This window comes from Syntrophobotulus glycolicus DSM 8271 (genome assembly GCF_000190635.1).
Classification (GTDB): Bacteria; Bacillota; Desulfitobacteriia; order Desulfitobacteriales; family Syntrophobotulaceae; genus Syntrophobotulus; species Syntrophobotulus glycolicus.
In genome coordinates, this window is the sequence record NC_015172.1 from 90636 (window position 1) to 115461 (window position 24826).

At 41.4% G+C, this 24826-nt stretch carries 24 protein-coding genes, 1 tRNA gene and 2 pseudogenes; 19 read left to right on the plus strand and 8 right to left on the minus strand.

What is annotated here, in order from left to right:
• Nucleotides 1-191: 191 nt before the first annotated feature.
• The 3 genes from istB to SGLY_RS00465 all read right to left on the minus strand — a co-directional run bounded on the left by istB (nt 192) and on the right by SGLY_RS00465 (nt 2787).
• Entirely contained in the window at nt 192-923 is a 732-nt protein-coding gene (gene istB / locus SGLY_RS00455) for an IS21-like element helper ATPase IstB (RefSeq protein WP_013623335.1), read from the minus strand.
• Nucleotides 923-2431 carry an IS21 family transposase gene (gene istA, locus SGLY_RS00460; protein ID WP_013623336.1) on the minus strand — a complete coding sequence of 503 codons (1509 nt, stop codon included), beginning with the start codon at nt 2429-2431 and terminating at the stop codon, nt 923-925. Before istA ends, istB begins: the two co-directional genes overlap by 1 nt.
• Before the next feature lie 134 nt (nt 2432-2565).
• Entirely contained in the window at nt 2566-2787 is a 222-nt protein-coding gene (locus SGLY_RS00465) for a helix-turn-helix domain-containing protein (protein ID WP_013623337.1), read from the minus strand.
• A gap of 602 nt (nt 2788-3389) precedes the next feature.
• On the opposite strand from SGLY_RS00465, the gene SGLY_RS00470 reads away from it, so the two are divergent.
• The 3 genes from SGLY_RS00470 to SGLY_RS17740 all read left to right on the plus strand — a co-directional run bounded on the left by SGLY_RS00470 (nt 3390) and on the right by SGLY_RS17740 (nt 5311).
• The gene (locus tag SGLY_RS00470; protein WP_013623338.1) at nt 3390-4616 is read left to right on the plus strand and encodes an ATP-binding protein; all 1227 of its coding nucleotides are present in this window, start codon (nt 3390-3392) and stop codon (nt 4614-4616) included.
• A gap of 273 nt (nt 4617-4889) precedes the next feature.
• Nucleotides 4890-5001 (plus strand) — tRNA-OTHER (locus SGLY_RS17735).
• A gap of 91 nt (nt 5002-5092) precedes the next feature.
• Complete coding sequence (locus SGLY_RS17740; protein ID WP_148228041.1) at nt 5093-5311, plus strand: hypothetical protein; 219 nt, start codon at nt 5093-5095, stop codon at nt 5309-5311.
• 75 nt (nt 5312-5386) lie between these two features.
• On the opposite strand, the pseudogene SGLY_RS18695 reads toward SGLY_RS17740, so the two are convergent.
• Together SGLY_RS18695 and SGLY_RS00480 are read right to left on the minus strand one after the other, a co-directional pair.
• Nucleotides 5387-5662 (minus strand): annotated as a pseudogene (locus SGLY_RS18695) (transposase); the annotation flags it as partial.
• A 529-nt stretch (nt 5663-6191) separates the two neighbouring features.
• Nucleotides 6192-7344 (minus strand): IS3 family transposase gene (locus SGLY_RS00480; RefSeq protein ID WP_013623340.1). Its coding sequence is split into 2 segments (ribosomal slippage): nt 6192-7074 and nt 7073-7344, totalling 1155 coding nucleotides; the frame shifts between segments, so codons are not numbered across the junction.
• 117 nt (nt 7345-7461) lie between these two features.
• Here SGLY_RS00480 and SGLY_RS00490 point away from each other — a divergent pair.
• Nucleotides 7462-8292 (plus strand): Fic family protein, encoded by an 831-nt coding sequence (locus tag SGLY_RS00490; RefSeq protein ID WP_427916600.1) that lies wholly within the window; start codon nt 7462-7464, stop codon nt 8290-8292.
• 125 nt (nt 8293-8417) lie between these two features.
• Here the strand turns inward: SGLY_RS00490 and SGLY_RS00495 are convergent, their stop codons facing one another.
• On the minus strand, nt 8418-9521 hold the full coding sequence (locus SGLY_RS00495) for a hypothetical protein (protein WP_013623342.1): 1104 nt from the start codon (nt 9519-9521) through the stop codon (nt 8418-8420).
• A 2-nt stretch (nt 9522-9523) separates the two neighbouring features.
• A complete protein-coding gene (locus tag SGLY_RS00500) occupies nt 9524-10033 on the minus strand; it encodes an RNA polymerase sigma factor (RefSeq protein ID WP_242822964.1) in 510 nt (169 codons plus the stop codon).
• Nucleotides 10034-10494: 461 nt separating this feature from the next.
• Between SGLY_RS00500 and SGLY_RS16900 the strand changes: the two genes are divergently transcribed.
• The 15 genes and pseudogenes from SGLY_RS16900 (at nt 10495) to SGLY_RS00575 (ending at nt 22749) form a co-directional block, all read left to right on the plus strand.
• Nucleotides 10495-10767, plus strand: a complete 273-nt coding sequence (locus tag SGLY_RS16900) for a GNAT family N-acetyltransferase (RefSeq protein ID WP_052298586.1) — start codon at nt 10495-10497, stop codon at nt 10765-10767.
• Between the two features lie 456 nt (nt 10768-11223).
• Nucleotides 11224-12333 (plus strand): serine hydrolase domain-containing protein, encoded by a 1110-nt coding sequence (locus tag SGLY_RS00510; protein ID WP_013623344.1) that lies wholly within the window; start codon nt 11224-11226, stop codon nt 12331-12333.
• 177 nt (nt 12334-12510) lie between these two features.
• Nucleotides 12511-13158: pseudogene (locus SGLY_RS00515) on the plus strand (efflux RND transporter permease subunit); the annotation flags it as partial.
• Between the two features lie 924 nt (nt 13159-14082).
• A complete protein-coding gene (locus SGLY_RS00520) occupies nt 14083-14655 on the plus strand; it encodes an RNA polymerase sigma factor (protein ID WP_013623345.1) in 573 nt (190 codons plus the stop codon).
• The gene (locus tag SGLY_RS00525) at nt 14645-15412 is read left to right on the plus strand and encodes a DUF4367 domain-containing protein (RefSeq protein ID WP_013623346.1); all 768 of its coding nucleotides are present in this window, start codon (nt 14645-14647) and stop codon (nt 15410-15412) included. The genes SGLY_RS00520 and SGLY_RS00525 overlap by 11 nt, the downstream gene beginning before the upstream one ends.
• A gap of 71 nt (nt 15413-15483) precedes the next feature.
• On the plus strand, nt 15484-15924 hold the full coding sequence (locus tag SGLY_RS00530) for a hypothetical protein (protein WP_013623347.1): 441 nt from the start codon (nt 15484-15486) through the stop codon (nt 15922-15924).
• Nucleotides 15925-16007: 83 nt separating this feature from the next.
• Nucleotides 16008-16412, plus strand: a complete 405-nt coding sequence (locus tag SGLY_RS00535) for a hypothetical protein (RefSeq protein WP_013623348.1) — start codon at nt 16008-16010, stop codon at nt 16410-16412.
• Nucleotides 16413-16519: 107 nt separating this feature from the next.
• The gene (locus SGLY_RS00540; protein ID WP_013623349.1) at nt 16520-17350 is read left to right on the plus strand and encodes a hypothetical protein; all 831 of its coding nucleotides are present in this window, start codon (nt 16520-16522) and stop codon (nt 17348-17350) included.
• Between the two features lie 508 nt (nt 17351-17858).
• Entirely contained in the window at nt 17859-18134 is a 276-nt protein-coding gene (locus SGLY_RS17745) for a hypothetical protein (protein ID WP_148228042.1), read from the plus strand.
• On the plus strand, nt 18134-18931 hold the full coding sequence (locus tag SGLY_RS00550) for a hypothetical protein (RefSeq protein WP_013623351.1): 798 nt from the start codon (nt 18134-18136) through the stop codon (nt 18929-18931). The genes SGLY_RS17745 and SGLY_RS00550 overlap by 1 nt, the downstream gene beginning before the upstream one ends.
• Nucleotides 18932-18958: 27 nt before the next feature.
• Entirely contained in the window at nt 18959-19600 is a 642-nt protein-coding gene (locus SGLY_RS00555) for an ATP-binding cassette domain-containing protein (RefSeq protein WP_013623352.1), read from the plus strand.
• 19 nt (nt 19601-19619) lie between these two features.
• A complete protein-coding gene (locus tag SGLY_RS00560; RefSeq protein ID WP_013623353.1) occupies nt 19620-20309 on the plus strand; it encodes a hypothetical protein in 690 nt (229 codons plus the stop codon).
• Nucleotides 20310-20557: 248 nt separating this feature from the next.
• The gene (locus tag SGLY_RS00565; protein ID WP_013623354.1) at nt 20558-21445 is read left to right on the plus strand and encodes a DegV family protein; all 888 of its coding nucleotides are present in this window, start codon (nt 20558-20560) and stop codon (nt 21443-21445) included.
• 129 nt (nt 21446-21574) lie between these two features.
• Nucleotides 21575-22006, plus strand: a complete 432-nt coding sequence (locus SGLY_RS00570) for a GNAT family N-acetyltransferase (RefSeq protein WP_041444528.1) — start codon at nt 21575-21577, stop codon at nt 22004-22006.
• A gap of 272 nt (nt 22007-22278) precedes the next feature.
• Nucleotides 22279-22749, plus strand: coding sequence for a hypothetical protein (locus SGLY_RS00575; RefSeq protein ID WP_013623356.1), 471 nt, complete (start codon nt 22279-22281; stop codon nt 22747-22749).
• 36 nt (nt 22750-22785) lie between these two features.
• Here SGLY_RS00575 and feoB read toward each other — a convergent pair whose 3' ends face one another.
• Entirely contained in the window at nt 22786-24825 is a 2040-nt protein-coding gene (gene feoB / locus SGLY_RS00580; RefSeq protein WP_013623357.1) for a ferrous iron transport protein B, read from the minus strand.
• Nucleotide 24826 lies beyond the last annotated feature (1 nt).

Here is a 24826-nt window from a genome sequence, read left to right on the forward strand (position 1 = left end):
ACACACGTATATTTTTTCTTGATGATTATACTGGTTCTCTATTGATAGCTCACCAATTTACCTTATAGAAGTGTATTTTTTTAACAAAAAGAGCTTATGTTAAGGGAAAAAATAATTATATTAAATTATGTGTGAAGGGTGTAAGCAGTCAAGCAAAATACAGAGTTTTTCGCCACAAAGTGCAGAGTTTTTCAGGTAATGCTTTTGCGGTGCTCTAAGCGGTAACTGTTGCCCGTCATGTTGAGGATCTCGCAGCGGTGAATCAGACGGTCTAGGATAGCGGTTGTAATGGTCGCATCGCCAAGGAACTCGGCCCACTCGTCAAACCCTTTGTTGGATGTAATAATCAGCGAAGTGCGCTCGGCCATGGAAGATACAAAGCTAAAGAACAGATTGGCCTCTGCTGGCGAGAGCGGCATAAAACCCACTTCATCAACAATTACCAGCGCAGCCTTGCTTAGATATTTGAGCCGCCGTTTGCTGGCCCCGGAGATTTCGGCCGTCTTGAGAATCTTCATCAGGTTGTCTAAGGTTTCAAAGGCCACCGCATAGCCCAAGTCCAGCCCCTTCACAGCCAGGGACAGAGCAAGATGTGTTTTTCCAACGCCGGGAGGCCCCAGAAAACAAACGTTGTACGCTTGCTCAACCCAAGTCATATCGCTCAGTCGCAGCATCTGCTCCTTGGAAACACTGCGCTGGAATCCAAAGTCAAACGAATCCATGGTTTTCTCAGCCGGTAAGTTGGCTCTGCGGCAGCGCAACAGATTTTGCTTTTGTATCCGAAGCCGTTGCTGTTCCTGCAAAAACAGCTCTACGCTTTCCACGGGGGTCAAGGTGTTCTTCCCAGCAAAAAGTGCTTCAAAATCTATGGGGTTCATGCGCAAGTCGGAAAGCAGTCCACTTACCCGGTCAATGGGGCGCATTATTTAGCACCTCCCGCCTTGGCATAGACGCTAAGGGAGCGCTTTTGCGTTGTCACATGGTATTTTGCACTGCTCACCGGAAGGAGCAGCGCTGGCGGTTCGGGCTGTTTAGGGACCCTGTGCTCCAGATAGCCTTTTATGTAGTTGGCACTGTAGAGTTTGCTGTCATGACAAAAATCAGCCGCTTCCAGGACAGCCTCAATACCATACTGGTCGCAGAGTGTGTGGATCAGTTTAAACTGGTCTCTGGCATACCGGGATTTCTCGGTACGGATCTCCTGGAGGAAATCATCCGCCTTGCCAAGCAGAAGCACGCCTAGTGCAGCTTGCATCTGATCCAGGGAACTGGTCCTATCGCGTTGGTGGCTTGTACTTTGGATAAGCAGACCTCTCCCGCTGGAAAGGCGGTGCTCGCAGATTGGCTCTCCAAAAACCGTCTGGATGAATAACATGCCGTCCTTAGGCACAATGCAAACCTCTTTCTGCCTGTTGTAAGTGCCAAGCGGAACGGAATATCGGTTGCTGTCATAAAGAATGGTATTGTCCTTGCGGACCGTTCTGCAAAGGGTGGCGCCATGAGTTTCTGCGCACTCGACCAGTGGACGCAGGTGTTCCCGTTCTTCGGCAAAGACTTCCGCAGGAACGCGCTTGGTTGTTCCGTGGATTTTGGCATTGGCGGTACGTTCCAGCCAATCCAGGCAGCTGCTGTTTAGGATATCATCATCCACGTAGAGTCGGTTTTCCAGGAAATTGCCCTTCACATATTTTACGGTGCTTTCTATCTTGCCTTTGCTTTCCGGGTCGGCGCCACGGCACATATAAATGCTCAGTTTGCATTCCTGCCGGAGTTTTTCAAACTCATAGGTATGGATGATATCGCCAGCATTTTCTGCCACACAAACGATACTGTCCTGGTCTAAGACCAGTTCTTGCGGGATTCCCCCCATATACCGAAAGCAGTGGTGGCAGGCTCGCACTAAATCGGTAGCGGCGTAGGGGCGACTCTGCAGCTCGGCATATTTAAAACGGGAGTGGGCCAGAACAAAGGCGGCTGTATAGACCTTGGTGCGGCCACTGCCTACGTTTTTCAACCACTTCTCGCCAAAATCCACTTGCAGCTGCTGCCCCATGGGCAATTCCGGAACGGCTGCATAGTCTCGTGGATTGGGGGCTTTGCGGAGATCATACGTGTTGCGCAGGTCTTTCACATATCGGGAGACCGTGCGTTCGCTAAAGGTCGCTTTGTAGTGTTCTTTTAACCAATCACAAACCTGAGCCGCACTCAGTGTGGGATAATCCCGCAGCCAGCAGACGATGGTGTCCTGGTAATCGTCCAGCAGTCTGACCTTGCACACGCTGGCTGTGTTGGTTTCATACTCATCTACGGTCATCTTCCAATAGCGGTCCACCGTTCTCCAGTTAAGGCCAAGGCTTTTTGCCACGGCATCTTTTCGGAATCCTTGTTCTTTGAGTTGCTGTATTTTACTATACACAGAATATCCCTTCATTTCTCACAGCCTCCATCCTCAGCCTGTTTCCATTGTATCAGCTGGCTGAAAACTGTGTAGTTGTTGGCGAAAAACTGTGTACTTTGTGGCGAGAAAGTCTGTAGTTCTATTGGCTTAAAACTCTGTACTTTAGTTTACCATTTACAAAGGGAAATTCTCAAATATTTTATTACATTTATCTTTGGAATTCTATATGCCCGCCCTACTTTAATACAAAGGATTTTCCCATCATTTATAATTTTATAACCCGTTTTAGTGCTGACGCCAAGCATTGCACTCATTTGATCTACGTCCAAAATGTCGGGGTAATCCTTAAACATTTGATCATATGCATTATTTATAGTTGATTTTTTCATGTTTAACAGCTCCTTTCATGGATTTCATTTTCTGATATGTTCCAATAGCTTCCGTCAACTTCTAAAAGTTTTTACTTTTAAATTATAATAAATTCCACTAACCTCTCCTAACTTCCGACTAAGGCTCACCACTCGAAATGCATTTGCCGGGTTCACTGGCACGTGGGTTCGAATCCCACTCGCTCCGCCAGACATTTCACAGCGACATGGAACCAAACTCCATGTCGTTGTTTTGTTCTCTGTCCATAAAAGCATCAGTCATATTCTTATGTTTCAGTGATGGCCGAGTGATGCATTGACCTTTGATGTAGTTAGGGTGAAACAGCTTGCCCATCTCATCCACACAAACATAGTCGGCGTAGGTATTATCGTAGTTTTTCTTAAACAGTTCTGGACTTTGTTTTCAACTTGCCCTCTGCGTAAATCACCTTTTGTCCCTCGGCTTTGCCTTCCGTAACTTTGTGGTTTATGGAGATGTAAGAATAGATGTCGCTTTTCTGAGTCAACAGCGGCATCAGATATATTTCTTTATAAATGTTTGATTTTCCCAGCTTATCGGCTATAATAATATTATATATTAAATCAGCCAGAGGGGTGAGCGTATGTATATCAAACGGCACATGGAAGATACCGTGAAAAAAATCGAGAAGATGTTTGGTGCTGTCATTGTGACCGGTCCCAGGCAGGTAGGCAAAACCACCTTGCTGAAAGAGATCAAACCGGATATCCCATACCTGACGCTGGATGACCCGATTATGCTTCGGACTGCGGTAGAGGAATCCGGCACCTTTTTCAAGGCGTCGCCGCCACCGGTTTTCGTTGACGAAATTCAATATGCGCCCAACCTTTTTCCATATATTAAAATGGCTCTGGATCAAAGCCATAAGAAAGGTCAGTTTTATCTGTCGGGATCACAGCAATTCAAGCTGATGAAAAATGTCAGTGAATCACTGGCGGGCCGCATCGGGATCATGAATCTGCTTGGGCTTTCCCTGCGTGAAATTAGCGGGATTTCGTTTAGCAATCCTTTCATCCCAACGCCGGAATACTTCGCCGAACGCAAACAGGAATTGGTCGACACCGACTATCAAAACATCTGGAAAACCATTCATCGCGGAAGTATGCCGGAAATGTACGCGGGCGGCGAGGCTATGGACTGGCAGCTGTTCTATGGCGCTTATACCAAGGCCTATATAGAACGGGATGTCCGAGAGCTTACGCAGGTCGGTGACGAGGTCAAGTTCATTAATTTCATGACTTCAATAGCAAGCTGCACAGGACAGCTCTTGAACCTGGCTTCAGTTGCCCGAGATGTAGGCATCAGTCAGCCCACAGCCGACCGTTGGCTGTCGGTTCTGCGCGCCTCTAATATCGTTTGTCTGCTCCAGCCTTACTTCAACAATGTCGCAAAACGGGCTATAAAAACACCTAAGCTTTATTTCCTGGATACCGGCCTTGCTGCCTATCTGACCCGTTGGAACACGCCAGAGGTCCTGCAAAACGGAGCTATGGCCGGGGCTTTTTTTGAAACCTTCGTTATCTCCGAAATAATCAAAAGCTACTATAACGCGGGCATGCTTGAGCCGCCGCTCTATTACTACAGGGATAAGGAACAGAATGAGATTGACCTGATGATTTATCAGGATATGACCTTATACCCGATCGAGATTAAAAAGCATGCTGACCCAAAGCGGGATGACATTGCGGCGTTCAATATGCTGGATAAGCTGGGCAACGTGAAACGCGGCCCCGGAGGTGTGGTGTGCATGTATGACAAGCTCCTGCCATTTGGCGGGGACGATATGGTTATCCCGCTGAAGTATTTATAAAGCATCAACTTTTGATGACCGGTCTATAGATACAAAAGAAGCACTGTTGAGTTTAAAGAGGAAACACCTTGGGAAATAAGTATTCAGTAAAATTACTGCCTCGTGCATACCGCAATACGATACGGTATTCGAGAAACCAGCTTTAAGAGTTCGATGCTCACATCCTGCTCACGAATATCCGAAAAACGTGCTTGGGTGAGCATTTTCTCCAAAGCCTCTCGCCGCAAGCATAACAGCCCTCAAACCAGCATAAATACGCCATTTTTCCCGCTCGGAGCAACACCAAAAAGCACCACGAAACCCCTCGCGAACCCTCATTACCAACGACTCGAAATCGTTCGGTCGGCTTTTAAACCGGCCCGTGGGTTCGAATCCCACCGCTTCTGCCAAGTAAACAGACCTGTTTTACAGAATACCGGAGAAATCCGGGCTTCGGTCAGAGAGATAGTGTGGAACACGAAGGGTATGATAAAGCGTTGAGCACAGACGGACGGGAAAACTCGCACGGGCAGGATATTACGATTTTCCTGCGCGATACGAGTCTCTGCGGAAATTGCACTTATGCGATTAAACCGCCGTATACCGAACGGTACGTACGGTTGTGGTGTGCTGCGAAAGCTGGATCGGAGATGGAGGAAGGCCCTCCGGCAGGGACTGGTCAGGCGGACCTGCCAAACAACCTTCTGCTGCTGTAGCCAAAAGCTATGGTAGCGAGCGACGAAGGAAAAGTCCATAAAAAAAATGGGCATGTAAGTTCTATTGATGTCCCGATTGCAGGATGATTCAATCGCGCGGCTGGCTAAGTTGCTCTCCATACTGGCATACACCAGTATCTTCATCATTGTGACGGGATTTGTTGCCGGGGGGCGGCCTGTGCGCTTGTATGCTCTAAAAAGCTCCGTGTAATCCATCTCCTCCATGATTTCATCTAAGAGCCGCACACTGTCGTCTTCCGGAATTACTTTCCCGGCATAAAACTCGTCGATTTTTAGTTGCATATTCCGTTTTCCTGTGCCATAATTTTGTTGGTGTATTATGTTTTTCATCAATTCAAGTATACCAAAAACAGAGCCCTTGTGCCTGCTTTCGCAGTCACTTTGGCTCTGTTTTTTAGGCTGTTTTGCTATAGCCCCTTATTTTATTTCACTTAGCACTGGTGGCAATCGTAATTGTGGAGCTGTTGGTTCAAACGTTAACAGAGAGAAGCCTTGTCAATCCATGTCATGGCGTTAGCTGGTGCCAATGGTTCACTTTTCACCAGGCGTACTGATATCTTGTATCCTAAAGTGGAATAAAAAGAAAAGAACATTTATTCGCTCTGAGATTGGTATGCAAGATTTTAACATGCTAAATTAAAAGGAATAATTGAGTCCAGTTTATTGTGAAAATGGCTTGTATATTATTCCGATAATATGCTACCATATAAATGTCTGGAAAAACATGTCATCTTAATATGAGGTGTATCGGTATGGAATACATGAAAGTCAAAGAAGCCGCTGCAAAATATAATGCTCCCCATTGTCAAGACACGGAACTGAAAAATTTAAGTTAGTTCTCCTCTCCGTGTTGATTTTATTAAGCAGCCACAATGCGCTTACTTTTTGAGTAGACATCTAAGGGACAGACCCCAGCTAATGAAGAATGGGGACGATAGGTATTGTAGGTTTTCATGTATTCGTTGAGCATCTGTCTGAGTTCCCGCGGCGTCGCGTATTCATTGACGTATATTCTGTCATATTTCAACGTTCTGAAGAATCTCTCGGTTCGGGCATTATCAAGGCATTGCCCTCGGCCATCCATGGAAATTTTCACGCCGGCGCTTTCGAGCAGCAAAATATAATCTGGATTCGTGAAATGGCCCCCCTGGTCACTGTTGATAATTTCGGGCTTTCTATGACTCATGGCACGTTTTAAGCAACTCAGGACAAAAGATTTATCAAGCGTACTGGACAGTTCGTAGTCAACAATATAGCGGCTGTACCAATCGATAATGACGAATAGGTACATGAATCCTTTTTTCATTCGAATATATGTAATGTCTATCCCCCACACCTGATCCGGCCGGTTGATTTCCAGCTTGCGCAACAAGTACGGCCGGATGTATTGGGAATGGTACCGTTTGCTTAGATTGGGTTTCGGATAAATTGTGTAAATCCCCATATCCCGCAGGATGCGGCGAACTCGTTTTCTGTTGATAAGCAAGCCATAGTCTCTTCTCAGGATTGTTGTAATGGTTCGGTAGCCCCAGGTTGGCTCACCCGTGTGGATCTCATCGATCCGGCGCATCACAAATAATTCCGCATCGGAAAGGGTCTTCTGCTCAGAAATACGGCGGTAAACACTGCTGCGGTTAATGCTCAGCAATTGCGCCTGGCGCTTAACGCTAATTCGGGGATTGTCCCGGTCAACGAAACTTTTTCTGCCAGTCGGCTCCGACAATTTGCTCAGATTTTTTTTTGAGCCAGTCCACCTCGTAGGTGAGCTGACCAACCTTGCGTTCAAGTTCTGCTACGTGACGCTGCTGTTTATCAAGTTCTTTCTCGGCATCCGAAGGCCCTTTCTTAAATACCTCCGCGGCTCGTTCCAGAAACTCTTGCTTCCAGCGGCTGATAACAACAGGACTGATACCGTACTTTGCGGCAATTTCATTGACGGTGGAGGCTTCCTGTATTACCTCCAGGACTACCTTGGTTTTAAACTCGGCTGGATAATGGTTTCGCTTATTCATGTTTTCAGTATAACTTATTTTTCCCTGCTTTGTGTCTCATCCTATGGGAGCATTATAAAATGGGGGCTTACTGATCGGCGCGTGCGTATCTTGTGCGAACAGGAACGAATTAACGGCGTGATAAAAAAAGGCCGTTCCTATTTGATCCCTGCAGATGCTGAAAAGCCCATAGACGGGAGAAAACTGCGAGGTAAAGCGGTGCCTGTACTGTACCGTTCACTGTTTACGAGAATTGACTTAAAAAAAGAGAAGCTTGATGCCTGTAGGCCACTGACGCCGGGTGAAACAGCCCGTTTACGCGATGAATTTATGATTGAGTTTACTTATAACTCGAATGCGATTGAGGGTAATACCCTGACGCTTCAGGAGACAGCTTTGGTTTTAGAGGGCATTACCATTGACCAGAAACCGCTGAAAGACCATTTGGAGGTTGTGGGGCATCGGGATGCTTTTGTCTATGTGCAACAGCTTGTAGGCAATAAAGTTCCTTTAGAAGAAAGGATTATAAAAGAAATCCATTCCCTTGTACTGATGGATCGGCCTGAAGATAAGGGTGTGTATCGTCGTATTCCGGTTCGCATCATGGGGGCAGCCCATGAGCCGTCGCAGCCTTATATGATTCCAAAGAAGATGGAACAGTTGATTGAGGATTGTAACAAAAAAAGAGGAACAATGCATCCCCTTGAGAGAATCGCATGGTTCCATCTCATTTTTGAAGGCATCCATCCTTTTATTGATGGCAATGGACGAACAGGCAGGCTGATTATGAATTTTGACATGATGCAAAACGGCTACCCACCGGTTAATATTAAATTTACAGACCGAAAACGGTATTATGATGCCTTCGATGATTACTACCAGGATGGAAATGCAGACTCAATGGTGTTGATGATCGGCCAATATGTGGAGGAGCGACTGGATCGCTATCTGGAAATATTATCTAAATAGTAGGAGTTACAGTAATTTATTGGAGAGTATAAAAAGGGCTTGAACCTCAGTGGCTCAAGTCCTTTTTACAATGGATGACGGGACGATTGCTCTACCGTCAACTTTGCTTTTGTTCCGGATTACGGTTATTTCGCCTTCTTTACTGCTCTGCCTGTGACGACGCCGTTTTCATCTTTGGAAAACTGAATGGCGGTTTCTTCTTTTCCATCCCCGATTACGCTGACTGTTTTCCATACGCCTGTTTCCCCATCTTTAAACAGGCCATCCAGAGAAGTTTTCAAATCACCGCTATCATGCTGATAGCAGGCCAATCCGCTCTCGTCATAAGTAACTTTCTTTATGGACTCGGGCAGGACAATACCGTCGGCAAATTCTTTGTCCCAGTCGATGGCCGGTTCCGTACTTGTTGGCGGTTCAGGCACAGGATTTAATAATTCCTTAAGATACTTTTCAGCTTTTTCATGGTCGGATTTTTTCACGTCAAGCGGCAAATCAAAAAGGGCATTGGCTTCTTTATTATTTGCATTCGTTGTGATTTCACCGGTTTTTTCATTGTAGCTTACCGTTCGATTATTGATGAAGCTTCCGGTACCGGCATAAAGATACACCCCTCTGTCGGCAAACATTTCAATGCTGTCACATTCAATCATTCTGTATATGATCCCGTCGACGACGCATTCGCTGTATCCGCCATTCATAGTGAATATATTTACCTGCCAGGGTTTTTGTCCCTTTATCAGGGGAGAGATGATAAATGTAGTCTGACCGTAACGTTCATCACTGGGTCCGGGCATCGGGCTCCCATCTTCCTTTGCAATTGAGACGACGGCATAGGTCCTGTCAGGGTGGATATCCTCTACGGAACTTTTCATATCGCTTAAGTTCTTGCCTGAGGTGATTCCAAGCAATGTAAAGGTATAATCACCCGAAGTTATGGATTTATTAATTAGAATTGCATTTTCACGATCAAAAGCCTTCGCAAGAGTTTTATCTCCCAGGTTTTCAGCAACCTGTTTTGGGCTGAGAAACTGCCAGGCTGCAAGTGCCGAGGTCGACATCAGCAGAACGATAGCAGTAATCAGGGCAACTGCCATTCTTTTTCGGGCTGGTTTCATAGTTTTATTCTCCTTTAGTTTGGATTTGATTTTTTGGTTTAGAGCTTCACCGGGTTCAGCTGTCGAGGAAAGAGCCTGCTTTAGCAATTGCTCCAGTTGTTCGTATTTTTCCATACTTAACCAACCTCCAAAGCATTTTTTAGAGTCTTACGAGCCTTGTAAAGCCTGCTTTTTACGGTACCCTGCGGAATCCTAAGTGCTGATGCGATATCTTCAACGGACATTTCCGCAGTGTAATACATGTACAGGGGTATTTTAAGCTTGTCATTCAGCTTATCCGCTGCAGTCCGCACTACTGCGCAGCGTTCTTTCAATAGGAGGATCTCTTCGGGCGTTGATGGATTGACGAACATGAAGCTGCTGACGCTCTCTTCGTTCAGTTCTTCCTCGGGTGCTATTCTTTGCCGTCTAAGATATTTGCGGCGATTGTTCTTCCATAGCCCAACTGCAAGGGAAATGAGAAATCCTTTCGGATTATTGCCTTTATCAATTTTGGTGCACAGTTCCATCGCTTTTAGGAAGGTCTCCTGATACAGGTCATCTGCATCGTTTTTGTTTTTCGCAAGCCTTAGGCAGAATCCGTAAACGGCTTTACCATACAGCATCACAAGATTATCAATATCCATATTGTCCAAAACTCTTCTCCTTTTCGCAGGGTACGACCTCTTCGCTGATTTTTCCCGCTACGGCTTTCTGTAATGGGATATTGTAATAGGTGATTTTAAAGGAAACATGGTAGGATCGATCACATTCACCTGAAATAGCTATTCAATTATATATCGTCATTAACTTGTCAATCGGTTCATTCTTGGATGGAGAAAGAGACGTTACTCCTTTCGGGGTAATGACCAGGTTCGTATTCTTCAAAATCGGGAGGATATTGTTTTTTCAGGATACTGGACCTATTTGATTGGAATGTCAAAAACCCAAATTGTTCTTGACATGGGGTACACAATAAAATCCAACGCTATTGTAGTGACATGGCGAGTGAGATGTTTTAAAGCTTTATGCATAAATTTTGGCCGAATGATTGAAAATTAGGTTTGAGTAAATTTCTTGGCAAGACTTAATACGAGGGGGGTAGGTTATGTTAGAAATATATTATCCAAATAATTCTGAGGATATTAGAAATGTAAGATTTCTTTTTGAAGACTATGCAAATTCAATGGGTTTTGATTTAGATTATCAGAATTTCAACGAAGAACTTGAGGAATTACCCGGGAAGTACTCGCTACCACACGGTTTTCTTTTACTTGCAAAATTCAACAATAACGCAGTAGGATGCGTAGCTATTAAGAAAATAGGCAAAAAAACTTGTGAAATGAAAAGGCTATATGTAATACCTTCTTATAGAAGATAGAAGATAGGAAAACTGCTTGCAAAATCGATAATGGAGAAGGCAACAGAACTAAACTATAATATTATGAAATTAGATACATTGAAAACTATGACTGAAGCCGTTTGTCTTTATAAGTCGCTTGGCTTTAGGGAAACTAACGCATATACATATAATCCATCAAAAGATGTAGTATACATGGAGTTAATACTTAATAACTTAATTTCCTAAGATTTAAAAGGCTGACTGAACTTTGCCTTCCTTGGTATTATTCAATGAAGACAATGAAAAATTGTATAATATTATTCAATTACCAAGCAACAAAGAAATAATAGCCCTCAATTACTTGATGGAGGCTTATTAATATTGACGCGGAGGCTATCCTTCACGTCTTTTATGTAAAATATTAATGTGCTTGCTGCGAATCAAGACACCCCTATATAAGGCTTATCGTTTTCGTGAACCATGAGGAGAAATCGAATGAAAAAAGTCATATCAAAAAGAAAGAAAATATTAAGATATGTGGTCATCTCCGTTTTGGCAGTGGTGCTTGCTTTTGGTATTTTTACGGCGATTGCGGCATATCGGATGAGCCTGATACCGTCAATGACCTTTCAGAAGATGTTAAACTATACGACAAAGGATAATAAAGATGCCGTAATCACTGTTGGCATTATTAAAGGAGCGTCAATGTCTTATACTGTTTACGGCAAAAGCGGAACCATTTTGCCCAGCAAAGAGTATACGTATGAAATCGGCTCAGCTACAAAAACATTCACTTGCTCATTATTGTGTAAGGCCATTTCAGAGGGAAGAGTTAAACTGACTGATTCGATTGATAGATATATATCGTTACCGGAAAGCAATTATTATCCGACCTTCGGAAAACTTGTGACACATACATCCGGATATAAAGGCTATTATTTTAATTGGCAAATGGTAAATAATTTTTTCCACAGACAAAAAAACGATTTTTACGGCATCAGTGAAGAAACACTCGCCAAACAAATATCGATGCATATTGTTCGGGATAAGGAATACCCTTTTTATTACTCGAATTTTGGAATTTCCGTTGTTGGAATTGCCTTATCCCATATATACGGTAAAGACTATACTTCAGCGATGAATGATTTTATTGTTTCCGACTTAAGCCTTGAGCACACAAAAATAGCTGACGGCTCAGGAGACCTGAAGGGATATTGGAATTGGAAATCCGATGACGGATATATTCCGGCAGGAGCAATAACATCTACAATTGGAGATATGTTAGAATATGTGGATTTGCACATGACGGAGAGCATACCATATTTGGCTTTGGGTCACCAGGAGGTGGCCAAAATTAACGCGACCCAAAAGCAGTATGAAAAAATGAACATCAGAACGGATGCTGCCGGCATCGGTTGGATGATCGATAAACAGAACAACATAATCTGGCATAACGGCGGGACAAGCAACTTTAACAGTTACATCGCGTTTGATCCCAAGGACCAGGTTGGTGTTGTTATTCTTTCAAACCTTTCTCCTAATTACAGAATTCCTGCAACCGTCATGGGTGCAAGACTTATGCTTGACCTGCAAAGTAAACCATGAAAAATTGCATCAAGGCCCGATTATGTTCATGCGCATCTTTTTTGTACACCCAACGCATGTGGAAACAGTAATTCTGATGACGTATAGTGGCCCAAAGGGCAAATAAGATGGTTTGAACCCATATATAGCGTTTGGAAGCAAAAATAAAGTAAGAATAGAGTAAAAAACGGTCAAAAAAGAGCATTTTTTGACCCGTTTTTGAATAAGCTGGACAGCGAACTGCCCATACCCCAGGGGATAAGCTTCAGTTCGGGAAGTGAGCAGGAAAGTGCAGGTAGCCTGATACAAGCGGTGCTGCTGGGGATTCTCTTCATCTTCTTAATTCTGGCTGCACAGTTTGAAAGCTTTATGGATCCATTGGCAATTATGTTTTCGCTGCCTTTGGCCATAATTGGAGCCTTAATAGCCTTATTTGTGACCGGCAGCGGATTCAGTATGGTTGGAGGAATCGGGATGATCTTTCTTTTATCTCTGGTTACTAAAAATGGAATCTTACTGGTTGATTTTATTAAACAGAGACGCCGGGAAGGAACCGAGCGTAAGGAAGCCATTCTGCAAGCGGCATCAATTCGGTTAAGGCCGATCCTGATGACTTCTTTAGCCATGATTTTTGGCATGATTCCTTCAGCAGTGGCTTCTGGAACAGGAGCCGAGTTAAGGCAACCTATGGCTGTTGCTATCATTGGAGGCCTGATTTCCTCAACCTTGCTCACTTTGCTGGTTGTGCCAGTTATTTATACACTATTGGATGACATTAAAGGCTTATTTAAAAGATTATCAAAGAGGCATTTGAATATCCGGTCAAAAGAAGGTAAATTTTTTTAACATTTAAACAAGAAGTGCATAGACAAAACAAACTCCGGTATCAATGTATACAAATTTTGCCGGGGTTTCGTCATTGTATTCAATGTTTCGTGTTTCGGCATAATGAACATAAAGCAGAATAGGAAGAAAAGAGCATCTCTTCGCTCTGAGATTGGTATGCAAGATTTTAACATGCTAAATTAAAAAGAATAATTGAGCCCAGCTTATTGGGAAAATAGCTTGTATATTATTCCCATAATATGCTACCATATAAATATCTGGAAAAACATGTTATCTTAATATGAGGTGTATCAGTATGGAATACATAAAGGTCAAAGAAGCCGCTGAAAAATGGGGCTTACTGATCGGTGCGTGCGTATCCCTGCAGAGAGGTCTTTAACACCGGGCGAAACGGCCCGTTTACGCGCAATAAGGTTCCTTTAGAACAAAGGATTATAAAAGAAATACATTCCCTGATGGATCGGCATGAAGATAAGGGAGTGTAATCCGGAGTACTTTGGGCCACTGTTTCAGTGAGGAATATGAAGGTTTTCCGCTTAATAGACGTTGAGGGGGTCACAGAGCAGGAACGGGTGTGCCCCTAAAACGGCTATTTTGATTTTGGGCGCTCCACCTGTATTGTACAAGTTCTTCCCACTCAGACTTTCTGGATAAATTTGGGTGGAATTGCTTTCTGGACTTCCAATATAATACTGAGCGAAAAATAGGCTATAATTTGTTACAGTTTGTTAAAAAAATTCTAAAAAAAATGTAATTTTACCAGTTTAATGTAATGTAAAGATATGAAGGGGGAAATCAAAATATAATCTAGAACTAAAATGTACGCCAATCACGTAAAAAATAAACAGCACTGGCTAGCCGATGAAAAAATTAATACGGTTAGCTACATAGAGAAATAAAACAGAAGGGAAGAGGAATAGTAAAATGTATCTTTTAATTATTTTAGCTATTGAAAATGATGAAGATAGATATTTCATAGCACAGTTGTATAAGCAGTATTATCCTCTTATGAAGAAAAAAGCTTATGAAATTTTACATGATTACAGTGTTATTGATGACCTCATTAATGATGCCTTTATAAAATTAATCGGAAAAATTTCAATTTTAAGGTCCTTAGAGTGTTACAAAAGAACTTCTTACATTGTCAATACAATTAGAAATATTTCCATTAACTATAATAAGCAATATGCTGCAAAATCCGAAAAAATGTTTTTGGGCATGTCCGATGATTTGATGGAGTCTATTCCTGATATGAAATTTGCAATGCAAGAAATTTGTTCAACAAAAGATGATTATATAGAATTAGGAGAAGCAATGGAACAATTGTCGAAAAGAGATAGGGATTTACTATACAATAAATATAATCTTGAGTTAAGCGATAAAGAAATAGCAGATATTATGGGCATTTCGTTAAACAACATTCGGGAATACTTAACGCGTGCCCGGCGAAGAGCTTTCAAAATTTTGACAAGGAGGGAAGACGAAAATGAAAAATGATAATGAACCACTTAACAGGGATAAATTAACAGATGAATATGAAGAAGCGTTAATAAAGCTTGCCATGGCAAGTTATGCAGAGCATGAGGGAAAAATTCTTATGCAACAAAATGAAGAACTGAAAAATGATCCGGTTTATCAGCCAACTACTGAAGCAAAACGCAAGTTCAAGAAAATCCTAAACCGCCAATACTATAAGCAAAAAACTAAGAATTGTTTCCAAGCATCATATCGATATTTGAATAAGGCTGCTATCATTTTTCTTTTTATCATTATTTTGCTTTCAATTTCAGTAGTAACGATTGAGGCTGTTCGGATAAAAGTATTAAACTTATTCATTAATATGCAGGAGAAGTACACGGAAATACGCCTTGAAGACAGGGGCGGGGAAAATATTGCAGGCAACAATATCTATATCAATTGGGATAATGCTTATGCTCCAACAGATATTCCATTGGGCTATTCTATCAGTAACTTACTAAATAACAAAAGCTTTAAAACCATCGAATATACAAATGATAACAATGGAATTATTATCTTTCAACAATTTGATGACGATGTTATATCAAATGTAGATACAGAAAATGCAGATAGTATTGAAAAAATTAAGATTCAAGGTCACGAAGGGCTGTTTGTCAATAAAGATGGCAAACAGACAATTACATGGGGTAATGATACGTATATATTTTCAATCACAACAAATCTACAAAAAGAAGACATTATAAAAATAGCTGAAAGTGTGAATTTGATAAAATAATTTAACAGGGTGTTGCAAAAGGTGACTTTAGATTGTCTTTGTATATAAGAATACTATAGGGAGGTTTTCAGATGAAAAAAAGAATCGTTACTATGGTACTTGCCCTATTATTAGCATTGGCTGCATGTGTTCCTGCTTTTGCGAATAGTCAGATTCCGGTTAATGACGTTAATGTCAATGGGCAGCAGCAGATTAACTATGTATACCTTTCTTCCATTGGGTCGGGTCTTTCTATAAAAAATGGATATGCAACTTGTTCAGGTTACTTGAATTTATTGGAAAATTATAATTCTTCCATAACCATTAGACTCCAGCGCTCGACAATTAGCAGTGGTTGGGCTGACGTAAAGTCATGGTCGAGCTCTTTTTCGGGCGTTGGTTCACATAGCCTTGAAAAGGGTTATTATGTAAGCTCCGGTTATACTTATCGCGTAATGACTATAGCACAAGTTAAAAGCGGTTCTACAGTTTTAGAAACTGCTACATGCTATTCGCCGAAAAAAGAGTATTAGAATCTAGGTGTTGCAAATTTTAGTTAAAAATTGTCTTTATATATGGGTGGATATGCCAGATATTTGTAAGGAGGTTTTTAAATATGTTGAAAAAAGTGTCTTCTAAGTTTTTGTTGGTTGGGACCTTAGGTCTTACCATGATAGCACCAACGGTAGCATTTGCAGATTATCAAGGGTACCAGGCATATGCTTTATACAGTTTTCAGCGTGACAATTATACAAACACACATGATAAGGAAACTAATGAGGATTATATTAAAAACCATGTGATAACTTTAACTGACACCGACAAGGCGATTTTTTGGGCAGCTAAGCCTGATAACACAAAAATTTCAAATAACTATACTCAAAATCAAGGAAATACAACTAACATTAATTTCAAAAGCGGTTTTAATCTTAGCCAAAACGATCAAGTGAAAATGGGCCTAAAGAATGCCCATTTAAAAACATCTAACGCCTTTGTCACTGGAGAAGTTGATTTCAAGTAAGCTGTTCTAAAAGACTGTGACGGAGCATATCCACCCTTTTTTATATTAGCTGAAAGGGAGAGCGTGATAGAAGAATTAATTACTCAGATAGAATTATGAGGTAAGAGATGAAAAATATATTGCGATTGGAATTTAAAAATTGTATGCACCGCAAAGAATCTAAAATTATCTTTATGGTCTTGCTTTTTTTATCCATAGGAAGCTATGGCATTGATTGTTATAAATTCTTCGGACAAGAGTTAAGTTTCATTAGGTCTTCTTATGAGGTCAGTATCATACAAAGTGTACAATCCTATTTTTTATTAACAACCGAGATACTTTTACTGCCTTTGATGGCCATGATGATTTATTCTGATTCTTATTATACAGAATGCAAAATGGGAGTTTACAAAAGCATCGTAACAAGGGTAGACAAGAAGAAATACATCATTGCGAAGGGTGTTGCTATTTTTACAGCAACCTTTGTCGTGTTCTTTATCCCTTTAATTGTTAATCAATTGTTATGTTTTATAGCTTTTCCTATTGAGGGGTTCGATAACAATCAATCCCTTCCCCCCTACGACATAGGATTTCAAAATTTCCATATGGAAAACCGTTTTGATTTTCTTAGAGTACAAGCTCCTCTCCTCTATAATTTGCTGCATATGGTGATTATCAGTTTATTTGCTTCCTTATTTGCCTTACTGGGATATGCCTTATATTTTATTTATAAAAAAGGCAGGTTGTCGGTGATGGCCGGAATATTTATTGTCTACCTTGTATTGGAAGTTGCCTTAAGCTTTACCGGGGGTGGAAAGAATAGTATCATCAGACTGTTAATTGCCGGAGGGACAGGCTCCGTTGCCATGTTGATCTTATGGATTGTTTCCTTATTGATTTTGAGCATAGCTGTCATTATACATAAATCGTTTGCGGACGAGCCTGAAATACAGTCCTGACATTATTGTGCTATAAGCTTGGAGAAAGGGGCTATATCAAAATCATATGAAATCAATCCACAAGATACTGTGTAAAAGTCTCTTTTCTTCACGTAGGCTTTACCTGCTCCTGCTTCCTCTTGTGGGAATAGGTGCATGGTATTCTTATGAATACAGCAAGGTAGCTAATCAAGCCCAAGACGGAGGTCAGCTTTCTTTTGCAATCTATCATAGCATTTTTCAAAGCATCATCGTATTGTGTATAATCATACCATCCTTTTTGGTCATAATAGAGTTCATTAATGTGAATTTGGATAAATGTGAAGTGCTATTAAAGTATAAAAATATAAGGAAATGGTGGGCGGACAAAAATTGGGGAATATGTCTTTTCTCCCTGATCTACATTGTTATAATCAATGCCATTGTTATCGCAGTGATTATATTTAGCGGTCATGGCTCCCAATTGAATGTAAACTTTTTGAGATATATGTTTTTAGGCGGCTTGTTTCAGTTCTTGGGATTTTTGATCTTGGGGAATATCTACAGCATCGCTTTACTGCAAATCCAGCACCCGTCTGCCGGTTTTTTTATCGCTTATGCAGTGATCGTTCTGCTGGACATTATCAGGGACGTTTCAGAATCTTTGCTGACATTTGATTTTGTCACTTTGGAAGAGTATATGTTTCTTATGTCAAATAAGGTGAATCTCTGGCATGGACTGTGGCTTCTGCTCATTTTTATGCTGCTGTATCAATTAGGATTATCCATCAGTCGGGGTAAAGACATTTATTGGGGGGAGCGATAATGCCGTTAAACATATGGTCTTTTATAAGAAAAGCTCTGCTGGGGGTGCCTTTGGCAGTTTTTTTTGGTATATATTATACAAATCTGATGGAAGTCTATGGGAATAAAACATTGGAGGAACTATTACTATTATCTTATGCTTCTTTGGAACTGGAGAGTATGATATACATAGTTCCGGTCATCTTTTGGATTTTACCTCAGCTTCATTTGACCTATCTTTTAAAAGATTATATTCCCGATAACCTTGAGAACAGCGCGGTGTATGTGTTTACAAGAACAAAAAAGAAAGGGAGATGGCTGTTGACAAAAATATGGCATCTGTTTTTCTATGTCGTAATCTATTATTTTATACAGTTTATCTCTGTTGCCGTCATAGGAATGCTTGAAGGACTTTCCTTCAGTCACGGCCATATCGGGCTGTTCCTTGTTTTGACTGAATTTGCCCTGGTGTGCTTATTAAACTTCTTCTATGTCATTTTCATTAATATTGGAGCTTTGAAAATAAAAGTAATCCATAGTTATTTTTTCACGGTCTTTATTAACATAATTTTGGTCCTGTTTGCTGGATTCTTGTATGAGTTTGAAATACAAAAAATATTTTTATTAAAATATCTGCCGCCAAGCCAGAGTATTCTTGCCTGGCATTCCCTTGAAGGAATAGCAGGCAATTATCCGGATGTATTTCGGTTTACTATCCAGAACTTTTCCATAGGTTTTTCAATGCTCTATCTCATTGGCTTCTCAATAATTATAATCTTATACGGCAATTATAGACTGAAGAATATGGATATATTTTAGAAAAGTAAAAAAGGAGGGCCATTCTCCATGAAGTTTATTGAAATAATTGATTTAAACAAAATCGTTAAAGGGAATGAAATATTAAAAAATATCAATCTTTCCTTGGAGAAAGGAAAAATATATGGTTTTTGCGGAAGAAACGGCTCCGGAAAAACCATGCTTTTCAGAGCTATCTGTGGCTTAATTAAGCCAACATCCGGTGAGGTCAGGATGAATAACAAAGTCTTACACAAAGACATATCATTTCCTGAAAGTGTGGGAGCCATCATTGAATCCCCCGGCTTTTGGAACGATTATACCGGCTATACTAATTTAAAAACACTGGCGGCAATCAAGAACATTATCTCAGATACGGATATCAAGAATTCACTGAAAAAGGTAGGATTGAATCCAGAAGATAGGCGGACATATAAAAAATATTCTTTAGGAATGAAACAGAGATTAGGCATCGCTCAGGCCATTATGGAAAAACCGGATTTGATCATTTTAGATGAGCCTACAAATGCCCTGGACAAAGAAGGTGTTTTGATGGTCAGAAACCTTTTGCTGGAGGAAAAGGCCCGGGGAGCAACGATCCTAATAGCAAGCCACAATCCGCAGGATATAGAAATTTTAGCTGATCACATTTATGAAATGCGTGATGGAGAATTGTTCTCTGATCATATTTAGGATAGAAAGCAGGGGTTTTATGAAACACAAAAATAGGATTTTGATGCTGACCATAATTGTCACTCTGCTTGTCTGTGCGGCAGGAGGGATATTGACGAGGAGCTCCTATGTGAATAATGTCGATGTACAAGGGATTCCTGATAAAGTAAGCGGGTATGAGATTGCGTTGGAAGAAGAGAGCTGGCTGTCCAAAATATATTTTGATCATCACATCCAAAGCTTTTCCGAATTGAAAGATAAATCGGACATTATTGTCAAAGTGAAACCCACGGAAGAGAGAAAAGTACTCAATCAGTCGCTTTTTTCCCAAGTGCAAATTTTAGAGATATATAAAGGCAGCGATCTGAAAACAGATGAAAATATCTATATTTATGAGCCAGCCTCTTTAGGAAATGATCAAATTTATATGCCGGATGGATATATTATGCAGCTTGATGATCAGGAGTATATTTTCTTTTTAAAAAGACTTAAGGCTCCTGAGGGGTATCAATACAAAGGCAAGGAAAAAATCAGCTATATGCCTGTTTCAACTACCTTTGGAAAGTATTCGGTGAAAGAAACAAATACATCGGTAATACCTAGCGAGGAAATAAAGAAAGGCCTTCATTTTAGTGAAATAAAGCATATGGATATCATTACGACAAATGCCCAGACCCTGGAAAGGTATCTTAAAATTAAAAGTAATGTGGGAAAAATGGTTCAGGAGTGACAACGGGAGGATTCTTCAATGAAGGTCATTGCAAAATAATTTACAACGAATTAGGGATTGCTTATCCTTTATTTTTTGTGTTATGGTGGGGATAAGAGAAGAATAGCAATATTTACCTGCGGCCAGGATCAACGAATCGTTCATACGATGGCTGTCTTTAAAAGGTTTTCACCTATAGCAATTATTCTACTACAGAAGATTACGGTTTATTGTTAACAAGTAAATGCGAAGGAGAGGAAATAAAACCTATGGATCATTATATACTAAGCTGCTGTTCCACCGCTGATTTAACGGAAGAGCATTTTAGGCAAAGAGATATTCACTATGTTTGTTTCCACTTTTCGCTGAATGATAAGCAATATGATGATGATCTCGGCAAGTCGATACCTTATGACATATTTTATAAGGCAATGGCTAACGGTGCGGAAACCAAAACATCTCAGGTCAATGTTGATGAATTTATGGACTATTTTACGCCTTTTCTGGAAAAGGGGATGGACATCCTTCATATATGCCTTTCTTCCGGCCTTTCCGGTGTCTATAACTCCGCGAATATCGCTAAAAATGATCTGCTGAAAAAATATCCGGACAGAAAGATTTACATCGTTGATTCCCTGGGGGCATCTTCCGGCTATGGACTGTTTATGGATGAACTGGCCGATCTACGGGATGACAACATGGAGATCAGGCAATTGTACGATTGGGCAAATGAGCACAGGTTGGAATTGCATCACTGGTTCTTTTCCACCGACTTGTCTTTTTATGTAAAAGGCGGACGTATTTCCAAAGCTGCCGGGTGGTTTGGAACCGTTCTGAATCTTTGTCCGCTTTTGAACATGGATCATAGGGGGCGGCTTATTCCGCGTTTCAAGATAAGAGGGAAGAAAAGAGTGATTGCAGAAATCGTCAATCAAATGGAGCAACATGTGCGGCTTGGTCTTGATTATGATGGGAAATGCTATATTTCCAATGCCGGCTGTCATGATGATGCAAAGGCTGTCGCAAAGCTGGTGGAAAGCCGCTTTGCCAAATTAAATGGGCGGGTGGAAATTAATAGCGTGGGTACCACAATCGGCAGTCATACCGGGCCGGGTACTATCGCATTGTTTTTCTGGGGTGATCAAAGAAATGACTAAAATAAAAATCATACCGGCAGCTCAGAACAAAGCTTTCCTAGATTAAAATAATTACAAAAACGCGGGCATGGAGATGATAATGAAAATCGCTGAAGACAAAGTATAGATTTTTCGAGTGTGAGGAGAAAAATGATGATCAGGGAAATGATACCGGATGACATAATTGGTCTTGCACAACTATATAAACAATTTTGGGGCGAAGACTCTTGCATTGAAACAATGGATAAGCAATTCCGCAAACTTCAAAAAACGAATTCACATATATTATTAAGCGCTATTGAAAATAACACGTTAATTGGTTCTGCTATGGGAGTAATTTGTGAGGAACTCTATGGTGATTGCAGGCCTTTTTTAGTCCTTGAAAACATGATTGTGGATAGAAACTGCAGGAACAAAGGTGTGGGGAAAGCATTGATCTCTAAACTTGAAGAAATTGCTGCCAATAAGAATTGTACGCAAATAATACTCGTGACGGAAAGCAATAGGGCTGATGCGTGCAAATTTTATGAATCGGCAGGATATAGCCCTTATGCGCACAAGGGGTTCAAAAAGAAGCTTTAAATAATTATTTGATGTCATACAATATTTCTGTGCCATTAATGTAGCGGGCTATGGGCGTTCAGTTCAAAGCTCGCGTGTTTTTTATTTAATGCATAATTTTATTATATTTTTTTATTTTTTCCGGAATTCTCCTATAAGGGATTGACGGAACATAAAACTAAATGTACCATTTTTTTTAGAGCATCACAATAACTATGGATTTAGTATACTTTGATTCAGGGAGTCATATTAAGAGAAGAGAAAATATCAACGAATTGAGGAGATGATATATTTTGGATAGGAACCGTAAGCTATGGCTGAAATATGCGGGTTATCTTGCAATAATAATTTTATTTGTTTTTATACACATTGATATTGTAAGTAGAATATCAGATCCTTCCAAAGAATATGATACTGCCAACATGAATTTTCGAATTATGGTGATTATTTTCTTAAATGTCCTATTTGGCGCTATTATCGGTTTGGAAACTTTTATCAGTGAATTAAATAAACGGGGGGCTTGGAAATGCAATATTCCTAAACTCGTTCTTCTGGGAGCTCCACTTTTATATGTTTGTATAGGGTATGCTTTATTCTACACGTTTAATCATTCCGCAGTGTTTTTTACAGGCCCTCTTAGTCTGTTATCACTTACAGTGCCGAATTATAATTTTTCTTCAATGTTGCAATTCCTTCAAATATTTCTCGGTTACACCATAATAACAAGCTTTCATAAAGCGGATAAAGAGGCAACAGAAGAATAAGATTAAGATGAAATTGGCATGTCTTGGGAATCATAATCAGTTCAGTCCGCATAACCGGCCGACCTGAAAAATCATCAAGGCAATGATCCAGGCAGCTGTTGTTTGATAGGCGACCGCGAACAGCGTCCATTTCCAGGAATTCATTTCCCTTTTGATTGTTGCAAAAGCGGCCATGCAAGGAAGGTAGAGAACAGTAAAGGCCATAAAAGCATAAGCTTTCAGCGGGGTGAAAGTCGTTTGCAGCGAGACGATCAAGGCTGCGGAATCTTCTCCGACCTCTCCTAAGCCATGCAGGATACCTAATGTTGCCACAACTGCTTCCTTGGCGATAAAACCGGTAAGCAAAGCCACCGAGGATTGCCAGTCGTCGAAACCTAACGGCGCAAAAACAGGGGCAATAAGCCCGCCGATCAAGCCCAGCATACTTTGTGCCGGGTCCTCTACCATTTGCAGGTCAAAGCTGAAAGTTTGGGTCAGCCAAATTAAGACGGTTGCGATAAAGATAATGGTTCCCGCTTTGATCATGAAACGTTTTCCTCTGTCCCACATGTGAATCAGTATTCCTTTGGGCGTCGGGAAGCGGTAAGGCGGTAATTCCATGACAAAAGGCGCCGGTTCTCCTTTAAAGATTGTCTGCTTAAAAAGAATTCCGGATAGAATGGCCACCGCAATCCCCAAGAGGTAGATCGAGAAGATCACCAGACCTTGATTTTGGCTGAAAAACGCTGCCGTAAACAAGGCGTACACCGGCAGTCTCGCTCCGCAAGACATAAAAGGTGTCAAAATAATCGTTAACCTCCGGTCCTTTTCATTTTCCAGGGTTCTGGCGGCCATCACCGCCGGTACGCTGCAGCCGAATCCGATGATCATTGGAATAAAGGATTTGCCGCTTAACCCTAACTTGCGCAAAAGACGGTCCATGACAAAGGCCACTCTGGCCATATAGCCGGAATCCTCCAACAGGGAAATAAAGAAAAATAAGATCATAATCTGCGGGACAAAGACCATAAAGCTTCCCAGACCGGCGATAATTCCGTCCACGACCAGGGATTGCAGCCATGCGGCCACATGAGCTGACTGTAATAAGCCAGAAATAAAGCCGCCAATCGTTTCATTGATTAAGACATCTATCAGATCAATGGTAGAAGAACCGACCACGCCAAACGTGATTGCAAAGACGATATACATGACCAATAAAAATAAAGGGATCGCCACGATCCTGTTAGTGACGACCATATCGATTTTATCGGAGGTTGTCAGCCTGCCTTCGGCGGCCTTAGATACTGCTTTAGCCGTAGTCCTGCCGATATAGCGGTACCTGTTGTCGGCAATGACCGTCTCGATGTCGTTATCATATTCTTTCTCAATTTTTTGCTGCCAGGTCAAAGTTTCCGCTTGCAGCTCAGTAGGAATTTGGAGATCCGCCGCAACTTTTTCATCTCCCTCCAGCAGCCTTAAGGCAGTCCACCTGAGGTTCAGCGGTTTATTTTCCCGGATCCGGCCAAGATGTTCGACGATACTCGCTATGGCATTTTCTATGGATTCGTCATAAATTTTCAGCCGGGGTGCGGCCTGCCCCACTGCTGCCGTTTCGGCCAGGGCCACCGCCTGCTGCATCAGTTCGTCAATCCCGCGGTTTTTAGTAGCGGAAATGCCGATAAACGGTACTCCGTATTGTTTGCTCAACAAATTCAGATTAAATTTGTCTCCTCTGGCTTCAGCCTCGTCCATCATGTTGAGGGCAACCAGCAGCGGTGTTCCCAGTTCAATGAGCTGAAGGGTGAGATATAGATTTCGTTCAAGATTTGTTCCGTCCACGATATTGATAACCAGATCCGGTTTCTCGTTCAGGATATATTCTCTGGAAATGACTTCCTCCAGGGAGTAAGGGGACAAAGAATAGATTCCCGGCAAATCGATAATCCGGATATTCGCATGCTTTCTGACCTTGCCTTCTTTTTTTTCTACCGTGACTCCCGGCCAGTTTCCCGCATACTGAAAACTTCCGGTGAGGGTATTAAACAACGTAGTCTTGCCTGCATTGGGATTTCCCGCCAGGGCAAATGTTAAAGACATT